The 15,415-nt window shown below is 67.9% G+C and carries 13 protein-coding genes; 6 read left to right on the top strand and 7 right to left on the bottom strand.

What is annotated here, in order from left to right:
- Positions 1–331 precede the first annotated feature (331 nt).
- Positions 332–925 carry a DUF6676 family protein gene (locus ACFU5M_RS10660; protein WP_379047156.1) on the bottom strand — a complete coding sequence of 198 codons (594 nt, stop codon included), beginning with the start codon at positions 923–925 and terminating at the stop codon, positions 332–334.
- A 286-nt stretch (positions 926–1,211) separates the two neighbouring features.
- Here ACFU5M_RS10660 and ACFU5M_RS10665 point away from each other — a divergent pair, with 286 nt between their 5' ends.
- Together ACFU5M_RS10665 and ACFU5M_RS10670 are read left to right on the top strand one after the other, a co-directional pair.
- Positions 1,212–4,031, top strand: coding sequence for an aconitate hydratase (locus ACFU5M_RS10665; RefSeq protein WP_379047159.1), 2,820 nt, complete (start codon positions 1,212–1,214; stop codon positions 4,029–4,031).
- A 216-nt stretch (positions 4,032–4,247) separates the two neighbouring features.
- On the top strand, positions 4,248–4,826 hold the full coding sequence (locus ACFU5M_RS10670; protein WP_379047162.1) for a TetR/AcrR family transcriptional regulator: 579 nt from the start codon (positions 4,248–4,250) through the stop codon (positions 4,824–4,826).
- A gap of 157 nt (positions 4,827–4,983) precedes the next feature.
- On the opposite strand, the gene ACFU5M_RS10675 is transcribed toward ACFU5M_RS10670, so the two are convergent.
- Both ACFU5M_RS10675 and ACFU5M_RS10680 read right to left on the bottom strand, forming a co-directional pair.
- On the bottom strand, positions 4,984–5,778 hold the full coding sequence (locus tag ACFU5M_RS10675) for a hypothetical protein (protein ID WP_379047165.1): 795 nt from the start codon (positions 5,776–5,778) through the stop codon (positions 4,984–4,986).
- 160 nt (positions 5,779–5,938) lie between these two features.
- Positions 5,939–6,445, bottom strand: coding sequence for a MarR family winged helix-turn-helix transcriptional regulator (locus ACFU5M_RS10680; protein WP_379047168.1), 507 nt, complete (start codon positions 6,443–6,445; stop codon positions 5,939–5,941).
- Positions 6,446–6,516: 71 nt separating this feature from the next.
- On the opposite strand from ACFU5M_RS10680, the gene ACFU5M_RS10685 reads away from it, so the two are divergent.
- The 3 genes from ACFU5M_RS10685 to ACFU5M_RS10695 all read left to right on the top strand — a co-directional run bounded on the left by ACFU5M_RS10685 (position 6,517) and on the right by ACFU5M_RS10695 (position 8,799).
- The gene (locus tag ACFU5M_RS10685) at positions 6,517–7,020 is read left to right on the top strand and encodes a cupin domain-containing protein (RefSeq protein WP_379047171.1); all 504 of its coding nucleotides are present in this window, start codon (positions 6,517–6,519) and stop codon (positions 7,018–7,020) included.
- 349 nt (positions 7,021–7,369) lie between these two features.
- Positions 7,370–7,825: a hypothetical protein gene (locus ACFU5M_RS10690; RefSeq protein ID WP_379047174.1), complete on the top strand. Its 456-nt coding sequence runs from the start codon at positions 7,370–7,372 to the stop codon at positions 7,823–7,825.
- A 44-nt stretch (positions 7,826–7,869) separates the two neighbouring features.
- Positions 7,870–8,799: a hypothetical protein gene (locus ACFU5M_RS10695; protein ID WP_379047177.1), complete on the top strand. Its 930-nt coding sequence runs from the start codon at positions 7,870–7,872 to the stop codon at positions 8,797–8,799.
- Between the two features lie 379 nt (positions 8,800–9,178).
- On the opposite strand, the gene ACFU5M_RS10700 is transcribed toward ACFU5M_RS10695, so the two are convergent.
- Together ACFU5M_RS10700 and ACFU5M_RS10705 are read right to left on the bottom strand one after the other, a co-directional pair.
- The gene (locus ACFU5M_RS10700; protein WP_040867425.1) at positions 9,179–9,409 is read right to left on the bottom strand and encodes a helix-turn-helix domain-containing protein; all 231 of its coding nucleotides are present in this window, start codon (positions 9,407–9,409) and stop codon (positions 9,179–9,181) included.
- Positions 9,410–9,490: 81 nt separating this feature from the next.
- A complete protein-coding gene (locus tag ACFU5M_RS10705; RefSeq protein ID WP_379047181.1) occupies positions 9,491–11,122 on the bottom strand; it encodes an ABC-F family ATP-binding cassette domain-containing protein in 1,632 nt (543 codons plus the stop codon).
- Between the two features lie 167 nt (positions 11,123–11,289).
- Between ACFU5M_RS10705 and ACFU5M_RS10710 the strand changes: the two genes are divergently transcribed.
- Positions 11,290–12,054: an SDR family oxidoreductase gene (locus ACFU5M_RS10710; RefSeq protein WP_379047185.1), complete on the top strand. Its 765-nt coding sequence runs from the start codon at positions 11,290–11,292 to the stop codon at positions 12,052–12,054.
- A gap of 40 nt (positions 12,055–12,094) precedes the next feature.
- Here ACFU5M_RS10710 and ACFU5M_RS10715 read toward each other — a convergent pair whose 3' ends face one another.
- Positions 12,095–12,901: a hypothetical protein gene (locus ACFU5M_RS10715; protein WP_379047188.1), complete on the bottom strand. Its 807-nt coding sequence runs from the start codon at positions 12,899–12,901 to the stop codon at positions 12,095–12,097.
- A gap of 103 nt (positions 12,902–13,004) precedes the next feature.
- On the bottom strand, positions 13,005–15,215 hold the full coding sequence (locus ACFU5M_RS10720; RefSeq protein WP_379047192.1) for an MMPL family transporter: 2,211 nt from the start codon (positions 15,213–15,215) through the stop codon (positions 13,005–13,007).
- Positions 15,216–15,415: the final 200 nt, after the last annotated feature.

The raw sequence follows: 15,415 nt of genomic DNA on the forward strand, positions 1-15,415 counted from the left end.
ACCATTCGAACCGTAAGACACTTGCGTCACCGACGAAACAACATTCACGCAACTATGCGGTCGAGTCTCAGTATTGCTAGAAGTTTGCTGAGCATCACCGGAGATCCGGTGATACGTAACAGACCAACTGTTCGGAAAATTAGCTGAATAGAAACTTCAAGCCCTGATTGCCCCCCGGATCCGCCTACGGCAGGCTTCGCATCCAGCGAAGAAATATGCGGGGAAGACAGCCATCACGGCGCATGGCGCAGCCGAGGGTGGCAGAAGCCGGGGCGAGATCGTCAGGAAATTCGAATAACCGCGGCCGATCGTGACGCGGCGTGCGCGACACTCAGTTGGTGCGGACCTCGGGCGATTCGTCCTCCGTCGCCCGGCGATCGTTCGCCACTCGCACCGGCTCGGCGTCGTTCGCCGCCCGCCGGACCTTGAACCAGTACAGCCCGGCGATGGCCGCTGCCGTCCCCACCAGCAGCGTGCCCGTGATCGCGGTCCAGGACACCGACTCCGGCGCCTCCAGGCGGGCGACGAAAATGCTCGCGGCCTCCCCGCTCTTGCCCTGCTTAGCCTTCGCGGCGTCCTCGGCCCATTCCAACCGGACCCGGCTGATCGAATCGCTGTAGGTGCCGATCCAGTCGTCACTGAAGACGACCACGGTGCCGTGCTGCGTCTTGCCCACCTCGGTGGCCAAGTCTCGTAGGCTCGAGTCGTGTCCTGGATTGCCGGGGACGACCACGATGCTCAACGGGATTCCCTGCGATCGCGCCTCCGCGGCGATGGTGGCCAGTTCCGCCGTGTCCTTGCCGGTCAGCGTCGCGACGTGATCGTCGGCCAGATCGGCGGTGAGCGAGCGCACGGTGTCGGTGGTGACATTCGGCGGCAGTTCGGCGGCCATGGGGGTGAAAACCGAGTTGTGCGGGGCGGTCATCTTCCATCCGGTCTGTCGAGCCGCATCGGCAACCGAAGCGACGGGCATCTAACACTGCAGGGCGAGCAAGATCCCCCTTGCTGGCTCGAAAGCACAGTACGCGACGGAGTGTCGCATTCCGCGCGCGCGGCACGCCGAACCGCCCCCTGGTGTTTCACAGGACAAGCGTACTGTTAGGGTCGTAGCCGCGAGGAACCGGCGCTGGAGCGGCACCGGAGCACCTCCGAAGACTCGGCCGCCGGCACAGCCCCGCCGGCGGCCGCCCGTACAGACGAGTGGAGCTGACGTGACGACAAGTATCGATACTTTCGGCGCCAAGGGCACCCTCGAGGTGGGAAGCAACTCCTACGAGATCTTCCGCCTCTCCGCCGTGCCCGGCACCGAAAAACTCCCCTACGCACTCAAGGTCCTCGCGGAGAATCTCCTCCGCACCGAGGACGGCATCAACATCACCGCTGATCACATTCGCGCCATCGCGAAGTGGGATCCCACGGCGCAGCCGAACACCGAGATCCAGTTCACGCCCGCCCGCGTCATCATGCAGGACTTCACCGGCGTGCCGTGCATCGTCGACCTGGCCACGATGCGCGAGGCGGTAGCCACCCTGGGTGGCGACCCGGACAAGGTGAACCCGCTCGCCCCCGCCGAGATGGTCATCGACCACTCCGTCATCATCGACGTCTTCGGCCGCGCCGACGCCTTCGAGCGCAACGTCGACATCGAGTACCAGCGCAACGGTGAGCGCTACCAGTTCCTGCGCTGGGGCCAGACCGCGTTCGACGACTTCAAGGTCGTCCCGCCCAGCACCGGCATCGTGCACCAGGTCAACATCGAGCACCTGGCCCGCGTCGTCATGGTCCGCAACGGCCAGGCCTACCCCGACACCTGCGTCGGCACCGACTCGCACACCACCATGGTCAACGGCCTGGGCGTGCTCGGCTGGGGCGTCGGCGGCATCGAGGCCGAGGCCGCCATGCTCGGCCAGCCCGTCTCGATGCTGATCCCGCGCGTCGTCGGCTTCAAGCTGACCGGTGAGATCAACCCGGGCGTCACCGCCACCGACGTCGTGCTCACCGTCACCGACATGCTGCGCAAGCACGGCGTGGTCGGCAAGTTCGTCGAGTTCTACGGCAAGGGCGTGGCCGAGGTGCCGCTGGCCAACCGCGCCACCCTGGGCAACATGAGCCCCGAATTCGGTTCCACCGCCGCTATCTTCCCGATCGATGACGTGACCGTCGACTACCTGCGCCTGACCGGCCGCTCCGACGAGCAGGTCGCGCTGGTCGAGGCGTACGCCAAGGAGCAGGGCCTCTGGCACGATCCCGACACCGAGCCCGCCTACTCGGAGTACCTCGAACTGGATCTGAGCACCGTGGTGCCGTCCATCGCGGGCCCGAAGCGCCCGCAGGACCGGATCCTGCTGTCGGAGTCGAAGATCGCGTTCCGCAAGGACATCCACAACTACACCAGCGACGCGGAGAGCGGCCCCGCTGCCGACACCCCGCACAGCAAGCTGGACGAAGCCGTCGAAGAATCCTTCCCGGCCAGTGACCCGGCCGTGCTGTCCTTCGCCGACGACGGCTCCGATTTCACGCCGTCGGCCGCGAACGGCGCGGAGGGCCGCCCGAGCAAGCCGGTCAAGGTCTCCACCGAGGAGTACGGCGACTTCGTGCTCGACCACGGCGCGGTCGTGGTCGCCTCGATCACCTCCTGCACCAACACCTCCAACCCGTCGGTCATGATCGGCGCGGCCCTGCTGGCCCGCAACGCGGTGGAGAAGGGCCTGGCCCGCAAGCCGTGGGTGAAGACCTCCATGGCGCCGGGCTCGCAGGTCGTCAACGGCTACTACGAGAAGGCCGGTCTGTGGCCGTACCTGGACAAGCTGGGCTTCAACCTGGTCGCGTTCGGTTGCGCCACCTGCATCGGCAACACCGGCCCGCTGCCGGAGGAGATCTCCAAAGCGGTCAACGACAACGACCTCACCGTCACCGCGGTGCTGTCGGGTAACCGCAACTTCGAAGGCCGCATCTCCCCCGACGTGAAGATGAACTACCTGGCCTCCCCGCCGCTGGTCATCGCCTACGCGCTCGCGGGAACCATGGACTTCGACTTCGAGAACGACCCGCTGGGCAAGGACACCGAGGGCAACGACGTCTTCCTGAAGGACATCTGGCCCTCGCCGCAGGAAATCCAGGACACCATCGACCGGGTCATCAGCCGCGACATGTTCCTCGAGGACTACAAGGACGTCTTCCGGGGTGACGAGCGCTGGCGTGGCCTGCCCACGCCGGAGGGCAAGACCTTCGAGTGGGACGCCGAGTCGACCTACGTGCGCAAGCCCCCGTACTTCGAGGGCATGCCGCAGACCCCGGTGCCGGTCACCGACATCAAGGGCGCCCGGGTGCTCGCGCTGCTCGGCGACTCGGTCACCACCGACCACATCTCCCCGGCGGGCAACATCAAGCCCGGCACCCCGGCCGCCCAGTACCTGGAGACCAACGGCGTCGAGCGCAAGGACTACAACTCCTACGGCTCGCGCCGCGGTAACCACGAGGTGATGATCCGCGGCACCTTCGCCAACATCCGGCTGCGCAACCAGCTGCTCGACGACGTCTCGGGTGGTTACACCCGCGACTTCACCCAGGAGGGCGGCCCGCAGGCGTTCATCTACGACGCGTCGCAGAACTACCAGGCCGCGGGCATTCCCTTGGTCGTGCTCGGTGGCAAGGAGTACGGTTCGGGCTCCTCGCGTGACTGGGCCGCCAAGGGCACCAGCCTGCTGGGCGTGAAGGCCGTCATCACCGAGTCGTTCGAGCGCATCCACCGCTCCAACCTCATCGGCATGGGCGTCATCCCGCTGCAGTTCCCCGCGGGCGAGTCGGCCGCGTCGCTGAAGCTGGACGGCACCGAGACCTTCGACATCGAGGGCATCACCCAGCTGAACGAGGGTGCCACCCCGAAGACCCTGAAGGTCACCGCCACCAAGGAGAACGGTGACAAGATCACCTTCGACGCGGTGGTGCGGATCGACACCCCCGGTGAGGCCGACTACTACCGCAACGGCGGCATCCTGCAGTACGTGCTGCGCAATATGATCCGTGCCTGATTGCACCGCCTTCGGCGGCGCGTGTCGGTAGGACTCGCTCCCGGCGGAGTCGCGATTGCGCGAGCGGCGGCGGGTCCATGAGCACCCCGGGTACCGGCGCTCCGGACACCGTCGTCACGGTCGCTCGGATCACTACTCGCCTCGCTCGTACTGTGAGAGCCCCCGCATCGGTGGACCGCCGATGCGGGGGTCCGTGTTTCCCCGCTGGAGGATCCCGTGCCCAAGGTCAGTGACGATCACCTCGCCGCCCGGCGCAGCCAGATTCTCGACGGAGCACGTCGCTGCTTCGCCGAATACGGCTACGACGGCGCCACCGTGCGCCGCCTGGAGGAGGAGATCGGGCTATCGAGGGGCGCCATCTTCCACCACTTCCGCGACAAGGACGCGCTGTTTCTCGCCCTCGCCCAAGAGGACGCCGAACGCATGGCCGACGTCGCGGCCAACCAGGGCATCGTGCAGGTGATGCGCGATATGCTCGCCCATCCCGAGCAGTTCAACTGGCTCGGAACGCGGTTGGAGATCGCGCGACGGTTGCGCACCGATCCCGAATTCCGCGCCGGCTGGACCCAGCGTTCGGCCGAGCTCACCGCCGCCACCCTCGCGCGCCTGGAACGCCGCAAGGCCGCGGGCGCACTGCGCGACGACGTGCCCACCGACGTCCTGCTCGGCTACCTCGATCTGGTCCTCGACGGATTGATCGCCCGGATCGCCTCCGGGCACACCAACGAGAACCTCTCCGCCGTCCTCGATCTCGTCGAGGCTTCGGTCCGTTCCCCCGCCTCTCCTGGTTTTTAGGCCGTACCAGCCGGGGTAGCGCACAACTTGCGTCGCGGTCCTGCGTCAGGCGCCACCCACGTTCCGGACATACCCGGCGATACCCTACGTGCACCCGAGATCTCGGGCGCGGACCACGAACACGGACAGACGGGACCGTCCGTGCTCCCGACAGGGCTCAATACGTCGTATTGATGTGCTCGGCGGCATGCGTCGTCCATGGGACGTTCGTCCCCGGCATGTGCTGGTGGTTGTAGAGGACGTGCTGACCGTAGGGCCACGGAGTGAGGTAGCCGACGACGCCGCGGACCGCCGCGGTGTAGCGGTCGAGGTTGCCGATCGGGTCGCGCAGCAGGATTTCGAGCAGTTCGGCGAAGATCAGCGGCGCGATGTCGCCGATGCGGGCGCCCTCCACGAAGGAGAACGGCGAGATGCCCACGTCGATGACGCGCAGCGGCGAATTGCCCGGTGACGCGGTGATGATGTCGCCGGGATTGGCGTACTCGCGGACCGCGACCGAGGCGGGCCACGCGCCCCGCTGCCCGTGCAGGCCGAACGTGGTGACGGGGCAGAGATTCCCGACCGACTGGCCGGCACGGCGCAACGGGTTGGCGATGTTCACTACGAAGGCGATCTCCAGCGGAGTGCCGTTCGTGTTCTCGTACTTTCCCGAGTGGACGCCTTCCAGGATCCGGCTCGCACAGATACCGCCGAGCGAATAGCTCAGCAGTCCGCAGACATTCGGCGAGTCCTGGATCGCCTTCACCCCGGCGGCGACCCCGGCCCGCACCGACGTCTCCAGCGAAGGGCCCCACACCTCGGGCACGGGCCCCACCGAAGCGGGCCAATCCGGTTCGAAGCAGCTGAACCTGCCGGTGTCCAGTAGTTTCGTGACGTCGTGCAGCATGCCCGCGGGCATTCCGTCGGAGTTGCGCGGCTCGCCGGTGCCGCGGAGAGTGATGATGTCGATCATCGTGTCCTCCTTGCACAACCGCACCGACCCCTTCGGCACGGAATCTCAAGTTAGACCCGAAATGCTCCGTCGACACGAGTAACGGGCTACCTCATCGCAGCGCGAGTTCTCCCATGTAGAGCGCGATTCAGCGCTTCGAGGCGTACGCGAGCTACCGCGACTACGCGTCCGGTTCCATACTGCTCAGCAGGATTCGCGCGATTCGGTCCAGTTCTGTCCGTTCCCCCGCGGTGAGTACCGACAGCATTCTGGCCTCGTTCGCGGTGTGCTCGGTGACCACGGCGTCGACCAGTTCCCGCCCCGCCGTGGTGAGGGCGACGCGCACCGCCCTGCGGTCCTGGGCGTCGGGGACGCGCCGTACCAGCCCTGCCGATTCCAGTCGGTCCAACCGTCCGGTCATGCCCGCCCGGGACAGCATCAGCGTGTCGGCGAGCGCCGACGGGTTGAGCTCGAACGGCTCGCCCGAACGACGCAGCGCGGCAAGCACATCGAACTCGCCGCGCTGCAGGCCGTGCTTGCCGAACACCGCCTCGATCTCACGCTGGGCCACCACGAGCAGCCTGCTTAGGCGTCCCACCACGGCCATCGCCTCGAGATCGAGGTCCGGTCGTTCGCGCTCCCACTGCGCCACGATCGCGTCGACGGCGTCCGCATCTCGCTCGGTCATGGACAAGATTCTATTCGTCGAGATATAGTTCGTTAGCGAATTATAAATGACCGAACTAAATGGAGGATCCGATGACCATCCCCACCCCCCGTAAAGACGTCGCGATCCGACAGCCGCAGGACGCGGAAGTCCTGCGCACCACGTCGGTCACCCTGCGCCTGCTGATCGACGCCGAGGAGGCGGGCGGCGGCCTGAGCACGCTCGAGGTCAGCATGGACCGCGGCGCGGACGGTGCGGCGCCGCACTATCACACGCGTTCGGACGAGCTGTTCTACGTCGCAGAGGGCGAATTGCAGCTGCTGGCCGGTGACCGCATCGTCACCGTCGGCGCGGGTGGTTCCATCGTGGTCCCGAAATTCATGCCGCACGCCTTCGGCGCCACACCGGACAGCACGGCGCGCATTCTGATCGCGCTCACCCCCGGCGTGCAGCGCTTCGAGTACTTCCGGCTGCTGGAACGGATCGCCGCGGGCCGATCCACGATCCAGGATCTCGCTGCCGCTCAGGACGAGTTCGACAACCACTTCATCGACGCTCCCGCCTGGTGGGCGGAGCGCAACGCGAACCGGGGCTGAGGGCAGCCGAACCCCGGATCCCGCTGCGCGCGACCGGATTCGACCGAGCCGGTAGGCAGCGACCGCATTCGCCGCCCACCTCCGGAGAGGCGCGAAAGCGCAGATGCACAGCCGCCAATATCGGGCTATGGGCACCGGACGGGCAGCAGGTGAAATTAGCTCCATGATTGCGCTGGAGGTACTTCCAGCCTACCGGAAAACTTTCGGCACTCGGCCGTTATAGATCGGAATTAGGTTTGCCACAGGCCGAGAAATCTCGCGATCCGAGCCGGTAGCGCCCCTCATCGCGATATGATCGCTCACACGCTTGGGGGTCGTGGCAAATCGTGAGCAGATCGGAGAACCGGCTATGACCGACGCAATCCACCTTCCCGGGACGACGCCGAAGGGTGACCGCGTTCCTCCGCTCCAGGGTCTGCTTGTCGCGGAATCGGACCGGCAGATCAGCGTGCGCGTCGCCGAGGGAACGTGGACGTTCAGTCGATCCGATGTCCTGCGTGTGGTCGACTCCGCGGCGTCGCACACCGATCAGGACGGCCGCCCGGTACTGGTGGACATCCGCGCGGGCGCCACCGCCGATTTCACCCGTAGGCTGCGCATCGACTTGGTCGATCGACCGATGACCATCCCGGAGTCGCCGTCGGAGGCACTCGGTGACGAGCAGCTGCGTCAGCTGACCGAAACCTGGGCCGACCGGCTGCAACTCGTCGACTGCCCGGGCGCGGGCGGAGCGACCTTCACCTACTGCCAGACCAAATCGATCAACGGCAGCGACGACGGCATCAACTGCGACAGTCTCGACTGAGCGGAAGGCGGATGGCCGCACGCCGGCGTGGTTCGGTCCTGATCGTGTCCGAATCCGATGATCTACACGCCACCGCGATGGCGGCGACGCTGCGAGACCATTACGGACTCGGCCCGATCCAGCTCGACCTGCGCGATTTCCCCCGTGAGTCCGGCAGCTTCCGGCTGGACCGGCTCGGGACCGCACGCTCGCTGTCGCACGTCATCGGCCTGGACGACGTCCGGTCGGTGTGGTGGCGGCGCCCGCACCCCGCGCGGGTGCCCGCGGGTGTCCGCGCCTCGGACAACGACTTTCGCCAGGCCGAGTGCGACGGGTTCATCCAGGGACTGCTCTGGTCCATCCCCGCCTACTGGGTCAACGACCCAGGGGCCGACCGGACCGCGGGACGCAAGATCGTGCAACTGGAGACGGCGCTGCGGGCCGGGTTCGCGGTGCCGGAGACGTTGATCACCAACGACCCGGACGAGGCGCGCAGCTTCGTCGAATCCCGGCCCGGCTCGGTCGTTTACAAGCGCACCGGCACCAGCCGCGCGGAGTTCGCCGAGACGAGGATCATCTCCCGGGATGATTTCGGCAGGCTGGCCGCGATCCGTTCGGCGCCGACGACCTTCCAGGACTACATCGACGCCACCTGCGATCTGCGCGTGGTCTGGGTGGACGGCGTCGAATGGACCGTGCGCATCGACTCGCAGGCAGGCGTCGGCAAGGTCGACTCCCGTCTGGACACCTCGGTCGATTTCGTGCCCGACCACCTGCCCGCCTCGGTGAGCAAGTCACTGGCCACGCTGATGGGCGCGTTGGGATTGTCCTTCGGTGTGCTCGATATTCGGCTCGGCCGCGACGGCGAGTACTACTTCCTCGAGGTCAATCCGCAGGGCCAGTTCGCCTACCTGGAGATCAAAACGGGGCTGCCGATCTTCCGCAGCCTTGCCAACCTACTGGTGGAAGGCGACGGCATGGTGGCGGGCTACTGAGCCCTCCGCGCCGAGACGCGAGCATTCGCCGATCCGGCGGGTGACCAGCCTGGCAGGCCGGTGCTACGACACCGGCTCGACCAGCATCACCCCGGCGGCCGGATTGTGTTGTGCCTGCGGCCGTTATCGGCCGGAGATCGTAACGGGGCGACCGACGATCCGAGCATCGACGCCGCCGAACGGCGCGGCGAGATAACCATCCGGTGCGGTGACGTCGACGTGCGATCCGAGTGCTCCGACCGCGCTGGGCCGTGGCGGTGCAACCTGACCACGATCCGCGAGCAGCAGGGCTCCACACCGCGCGGTTGCTTCCGTCGGCAATGTGTCCCCACAGTGCGGACGGCCTTCGCGGTGCGGATTCCGCGCGCCGCCTGCGGCGCTATTGGCCCTTGCGGCGATTGGCTCCGCCCCTGCTGCGGAGTTGCACATGCGACTCCACCAGCACGTTGTGGATGAAGCCATAGGAGCGGCCGGTGGACCGCGCCAGTGACCGGATGCTCGCACCCGCCTCGTATTGTTTCTTCAGCTGGGTCTGTAGGCGATCGCGGGACTTCCCGGTGACACGTGTGCCCTTACCCAATGTGGCCTTGCTTTGTGGCCTGTCGCTCATGGCTTCCTCCGAGTCGCCGAGCAGCGTCTTTCCAGGCTAAGCACTCAGCAGGCCGTGATCAACGGGTTCGTGTGATGAAACTCACGCGAGCTGAATAAGTTCCAGGTATTCGGCCGACCAATGGTCTTCTGTCCCGTCCGGGAGCAGGATCACGCGTTCTGGAGACAACGCCTCCGCTGCGCCCGGGTCGTGGGTCACCAGCACCACGGCGCCCGCGTAGGTGCGCAGGGCGTCGAGCACCTGCTCGCGCGACACCGGGTCGAGGTTGTTCGTCGGCTCGTCCAGCAGCAGCACGTTCGCCGCCGAGGACACCAGTCCGGCCAGCGCGAGCCGGGTCTTCTCACCGCCCGAGAGCGTGCCCGCGGGCTGGTCGAGCTGGGGACCGGAGAACATGAACGCACCGAGCAGGCCACGCAGATCCTGCTCGCCCGCGTCCGGGGCGGCGTGGCGGATGTTCTCCCACACCGTGGCGTTGTCGTCCAGGGTGTCGTGCTCCTGGGCGAAGTATCCGATCTTCAGCCCGTGCCCCGGCACCAAACCGCCCGCCGTGGGCTGCTCGACTCCGGCCAGCAGGCGCAGCAGCGTCGTCTTACCCGCGCCGTTGAGCCCAAGGACGACCACCCGGCTGCCGCGGTCGATCGCGAGGTCGACGCCGGTGAAGATCTCCAGCGAGCCGTAGACCTTGGTCAGGTTCTCGGCCATCAGCGGCGTCTTGCCGCAGGCCGCGGGCTCGGGGAATTTGATCCGGGCGACCTTGTCGGCGACCCGCACGTCGTCGAGCTCGGCCAGCAGGCGATCGGCCCGCTTGGCCATGTTCTGCGCCGCAGTGGCTTTCGTGGCCTTCGCGCCGAGCTTGGCCGCCTGGGCACGCAGCGCGCTCGCCTTCTTCTCGGCATTCGCGCGTTCGCGGCGCCTGCGCTGCTCGTCGGTGGCGCGTGCGTCCAGGTACTTCTTCCAACCCATGTTGTAGACGTCGGCCTCGCCGCGCACCGCATCCAGGAACCACACCTTGTTCACCACATCGCCGAGCAGTTCCACGTCGTGACTGATGACGATCAGGCCACCGTCGTGACTCTGCAGGAAGCCGCGCAGCCAGGTGATCGAGTCGGCGTCGAGGTGGTTGGTCGGCTCGTCCAGCAGCAGGATGGTGTCCGAGCGCCCGCCACTGCCGTCGGAAGCGGCGAACAGGATGCGTGCCAATTCGATTCGCCGCCGCTGCCCACCGGACAGGGTGCGCAACGCCTGGCCGAGCACCCGGTCGGGCAGGCCGAGGCTGTGGCAGATGCGCGCCGCTTCGCTCTCGGCGACGTAGCCGCCGAGCGCCGAGAACCGTTCCTCGAGCCGCCCGTACTTGCGGACCGCCTTCTCGCGCTCCTTGTCGTCGGCGACCTCGGCCATCAGCGCCTGCTGCTTCTCCATCTCACGGATCAGCGTGTCCAGGCCGCGCGCGGACAGCACCCGGTCACGGGCCAGCACGTCCAGGTTGCCCTCGCGCGGGTCCTGCGGCAGGTAACCGATGTCGCTGGAGCGAAGGATCTTGCCGGCGTACGGCTCGCCCTCGCCTGCCAGGATGCGCAGCGTGGTGGTCTTGCCCGCGCCGTTGCGCCCGACCAGCCCGATCCGGTCGCCCGCCTGCACCCGCAGTGCCGGTCCGGGAGCGGACAGCAGGGTGCGGACTCCGGCCCGGACCTCCAGGTCGGTCGCGGTGATCACAAAATTCTCCTCGCGGATCGTGGTGCTGGGCGCGTGCTCGATTGTGCGACCCGACGCGCACAAGAACCACCGATTTTACCCGGGATGCCCGATGCTCCCCCATACCAGCACCCCGCATGTGACGGCGGTAACGGCTCGCGCGGGCGGCTGCGCTACCGTGCGATGCCATGGGTACCGATCTGTTGGGTAAGAGCGCTCTGGTCACGGGGGCCAGCCGGGGCATCGGCAAGGCGGTCGCGGCGGAGCTGCTCGGCCGCGGCGCGAACGTGCTGATCACCGCGCGGAAGAAGGATGCGCTGGAGGAAGCCGCCGCGGAGCTGCGCGAGCTGGGCCACCAGGGCCAGGTCGTGGCCTCGGCGGGCAACTCGGGGGTCGCCGAGGATCGGGCAGCCGCGGTCGAGCGCGCGGTCGCGGAGTTCGGTTCGCTGGACGTCCTGATCAACAACACCGGCATCAATCCGGTCTTCGGCTCCCTGATGGAGGCCGACCTGGACGCTGTGCGCAAGATCTTCGACGTGAACGTGGTCGCGGCGCTGGGCTACATCCAGGAGGCGTACAAGGCGTGGATGCGCGATCACGGCGGCGCCGTGGTCAACGTGGCCAGCGTCGCGGGCATCCGCTCGACCGGCGTGATCGCCGCGTACGGCGCGTCCAAGTCCGCGCTGATCCATCTCACCGGGGAACTCGCCTGGCAGCTGGGGCCGAAGATCCGGGTGAACGCGGTCGCACCCGGCGTGATCAAGACGAAGTTCGCCGACGCGCTGTACTCGGCCGACGAGGAGCGCGCCGCGAGCGTGTACCCGATGAAGCGGCTGGGCAGCCCGGAGGACGTGGCACGCTTGATCGGTTTCCTGGTCTCCGACGAGGCCGCGTGGATCACCGGCGAGACGGTGCGCGTGGACGGCGGATTGCTCTCCACCGGCGGAATCTGACCCGGGGCGGACGGCGGTCCCGCCGCGGGTCGGCCTTGCGCTACCGGAAGGCCAGCGCGCCGATCGTGTCGGCATGCCGGTAGCGCAGGTACTTCTCGACGGTCGGGGCGTCGACCGCGCCGGTGGCCGTCGCGAGCGTCACCACCACGAATTCCTTCTCGCTGCCGTCCTTCCACTTGCCGGTGGCGTAGCCCTTGATGTAAGTACCGGGACGCAGGGTGAGGTCCGCGTCGGTGAACCGATCCTTCGCCGCGGCGGCCCGGCCTTGGTCGGCCATGCCGAGGACGAGCTGGGTGAGCATGAGCGCGCCGCCTTCGGCGCGGTACACCAGCTCCGCCGCATAGACGCAGCCGAGACTCGTGAGCTTGCCCGCGGCCTCCACGGGGTGGCAATCGGCGTGGTCACGGCCGTCGACCCAGTCGGCGTGCAGCTCGACGCGATCGAACCGGAAGTCCCAATCCTTCGCGTATTCCCAATAGCTCAGCCTGCCCGACGACGGGTGCGTACCGCCCGGCGCTGTCGGCGCGGGCCGCGTGCTGGTGGCGCTGCCCGCGCGGGTGGTCGCCTCGGCGGATGTGGCCGCGGCCTGCGCGTGCCCCTGCACGCGTGAGTTCGCCGACACGCCGATACCGACCGCCACCAGCACGGCCACCACGCCGACCGCCAGCGCGACGATCACGCCGGTCGCGCGCTGGGGCGGAGGCGGCAGCGGCGGCGTCTCCCATGCCTGCATCGGGTACGCGCTGGGCGGGGACATGCTTCCCCAGTCCGGCGGGTGCCCCGCCTGGTCCGGTTTCCCGTGTTCCGCTGGGCCGCCACCGAATCCAGAACCGGACGGGTAGGTCATCGCGGTCGCCCTCCACATTCCCGGCAGCCGTCCCACCTCGTGCGGGCCTCCCCGAGCTGCCGGAGGAGAACCTACCCGATCGGGCGCGTACGGTCGCCGCGGCTCAGAGCCGCGCGGGCTGGAGCCAGTCCTCCCGTCCGGCGACCGCCGGGACGGCAGGCCCTTCTTCGATGCCGAACCGCCGGTGCAGTTTGCCCAGCGGGCCGGGCGCATACCAGTTCCAGTGGCCGAGCAGTTCCATCGCGGCTGGCAGCAGGAAGCCGCGTACCAGGGTCGCGTCCACCAGAACGGCCAGCGGAAGGCCGATGCCGAACGCCTTCATGAACGTGATGTCGGAGGCGAGGAAGCCGAGGAAGACCAGCGAGATCAGCACCGCGGCCGCGGTGACGATCCGGCCGATCCGCTCCAGCCCGGAGGTGACGGCAAGCGCGTTCGATCTGGTGCGCTGGTACTCCTCGCGGATGCGCGCCAACAGGAACACCTGGTAGTCCATGGCGAGTCCGAACGCGACGCCGAACAGCATGACCGGGACCGTGGGCGGCAGATCGCCGGTGACGGTGAATCCGAGCAGTCCCGACAGGTGCCCGTCCTGGAAGATCCAGACCAGCGCACCGAAGGTGGCCGTAAGACTCAGGAAGCTGAGCACCACCGCCAGCACCGGCAGCACGACGCTTCCGGTCAGCAGGAACAGGACCACCACCATGATCAGCACGACGAAGGCCAGCGCGTACGGCAGTGCCTCGATCACCGCGTCGATCGCGTCCGTGTTGGCCGCGGCCACGCCGCCGACCAGCACCGGCGAGGCGGCGGGCGTCGCGCGCACGTCGTCGGCGATCCGGTCCAGCACCGTGGGATCGGTGGTGTCCGGGACCACCGAGAGATAGGCGGCGTTCTCGGCGCGGAAGCCGTCGTGGGCGGCGGTGGGGGCGGCGAGCAGACCGCCGTGGCTGTAGCTGCCGGTGGCGGTGTCGACCCGGCGGACGTTCTCGATCTCCGACAGCTCCCGGGCGTAAGCGTCCAATCCAGCGGCACTGTAGGCGCTTTCGGGCAGCACCGCGAACAGCCCGTGCTGCTCGGTGGCCGCGAAGTCTCGCTGGATGGTCTCGGTGACCTGGCGGTTGTTCATCGACTCCGGCAGTGACCGTTCGTCGGGGAAGCCGAGCTGCACACCGAGGAACGGCGCGCCCAGCACGAGCAGCAGGGCGGTCACCGCCAGCCCGATGGGCACGGGTCGCATCATCACGAACCGCGCCAGGCGGTGCCAGGCGCCCTCACCGGGCGCGGGACGCGCAGCGCGCAGGAACCACCACAACTGGCCGCTGTCGACCTTGGCGCCGAGCAGGAACAGGATCGCGGGCAGCACGGTCAGCGACACCGTCGCGGCGATCACCGCGACGGCCAGACCCGCGTACCCCATGGACCGCACCGCCAGCAGGGGGAAGAACAGCAGGCCCGACAGGGCGACGGCGACGGTGACGGCCGAGAACAGGACCGTCCGGCCCGCCGAGCGCATGGTCGCGGCCACCGCGGCAGCCGGTTCCCGACCGGCGACCAGTTCGTCGCGGTAGCGGCTGATCATCAGCAGGCTGTAATCGATCGCGAGGCCGAGTCCGAGCAGCGTGGCGACATTGGTCGCGGTCGCCGCGAGGTCGGTGACACTCGCGATCAGCCACAGCGCGCCCATCGTGATCATCACCGTGATCATCGCGACCACCAGCGGCAGGCTGGCCGCGACCAGACCCCCGAACACCAGTAGCAGTGCGATCAGCGTGATCGGGAAAGCGATCGATTCGCCGAGCACGACGTCTTTCTCGCTCTGCTGCACCGTCTCGTGCAGCAGCATCGCGTAGCCGCCGACCCGCACCTCGAGCGGTCCGTGGGCGCCGCCGAACCGGTCGGCGAGATCACCCACTCGCTGGTCGACCTCGGCCTCCTCGCCGAGGATGCTGGCCACGATCAGCCCTTTGGTGCCGTCGGTGCTGCGCAGCGCGGGCGACTTGTCGGTCCAGTACGACGTGACGCCCGCGACGCCGGACACCGACTTCAGCTCGGTGACCAGGTTGGTCGCCGCGGTGGCCGCGGCGTCGTCGTCCACCGACCGGCGAGTCTGCACCAGCAGCACGAAATTCGGGGCGGCCTGGCCGAAGGTGTCGCGCAGCACCGCGGTCGCGCGGCTCGATTCGCTGTCGGGGTCGATGTACCCGCCGCCCTGCACCTTGTCGAACAGCGTCGCGCTCAGCGTGCCCATCGCCAGTGCGAGCACCACGAACACGGCGAGGATCCACCGGCTGCGCCGCCTGGTCAGTTCGAACACTCCGTCTACCCCTAACTCGTTCCGGTCGTGCCGCTTTCGCTCGGTGAACGCCAGCGGCCGCCGGTCGGCAACCTGCCCGGTACGCCATCCACGGCGCACCGGTACGCCGACATCCGACACACGGCACCGGGCCGGATGCGTGCGCCAGCGCCCCGGCATCCTAGCAACGTGTGACAAACTACGGTGAGCGCGAACACATT

The organism is Nocardia sp. NPDC057455 (assembly GCF_042802775.1).
In the GTDB taxonomy this organism is placed as follows: domain Bacteria; phylum Actinomycetota; class Actinomycetes; order Mycobacteriales; family Mycobacteriaceae; genus Nocardia.

Coding starts and splice junctions, on each gene's coding strand:
- ACFU5M_RS10660 (WP_379047156.1), bottom strand. CDS start 925: ATGACCGCCCCGCACAACTCGGTTTTCACCCCCATGGCCGCCGAACTG.
- ACFU5M_RS10675 (WP_379047165.1), bottom strand. CDS start 5,778: ATGATCGACATCATCACTCTCCGCGGCACCGGCGAGCCGCGCAACTCC.
- ACFU5M_RS10680 (WP_379047168.1), bottom strand. CDS start 6,445: ATGACCGAGCGAGATGCGGACGCCGTCGACGCGATCGTGGCGCAGTGG.
- ACFU5M_RS10685 (WP_379047171.1), top strand. CDS start 6,517: ATGACCATCCCCACCCCCCGTAAAGACGTCGCGATCCGACAGCCGCAG.
- ACFU5M_RS10690 (WP_379047174.1), top strand. CDS start 7,370: ATGACCGACGCAATCCACCTTCCCGGGACGACGCCGAAGGGTGACCGC.
- ACFU5M_RS10700 (WP_040867425.1), bottom strand. CDS start 9,409: ATGAGCGACAGGCCACAAAGCAAGGCCACATTGGGTAAGGGCACACGT.
- ACFU5M_RS10710 (WP_379047185.1), top strand. CDS start 11,290: ATGGGTACCGATCTGTTGGGTAAGAGCGCTCTGGTCACGGGGGCCAGC.
- ACFU5M_RS10715 (WP_379047188.1), bottom strand. CDS start 12,901: ATGACCTACCCGTCCGGTTCTGGATTCGGTGGCGGCCCAGCGGAACAC.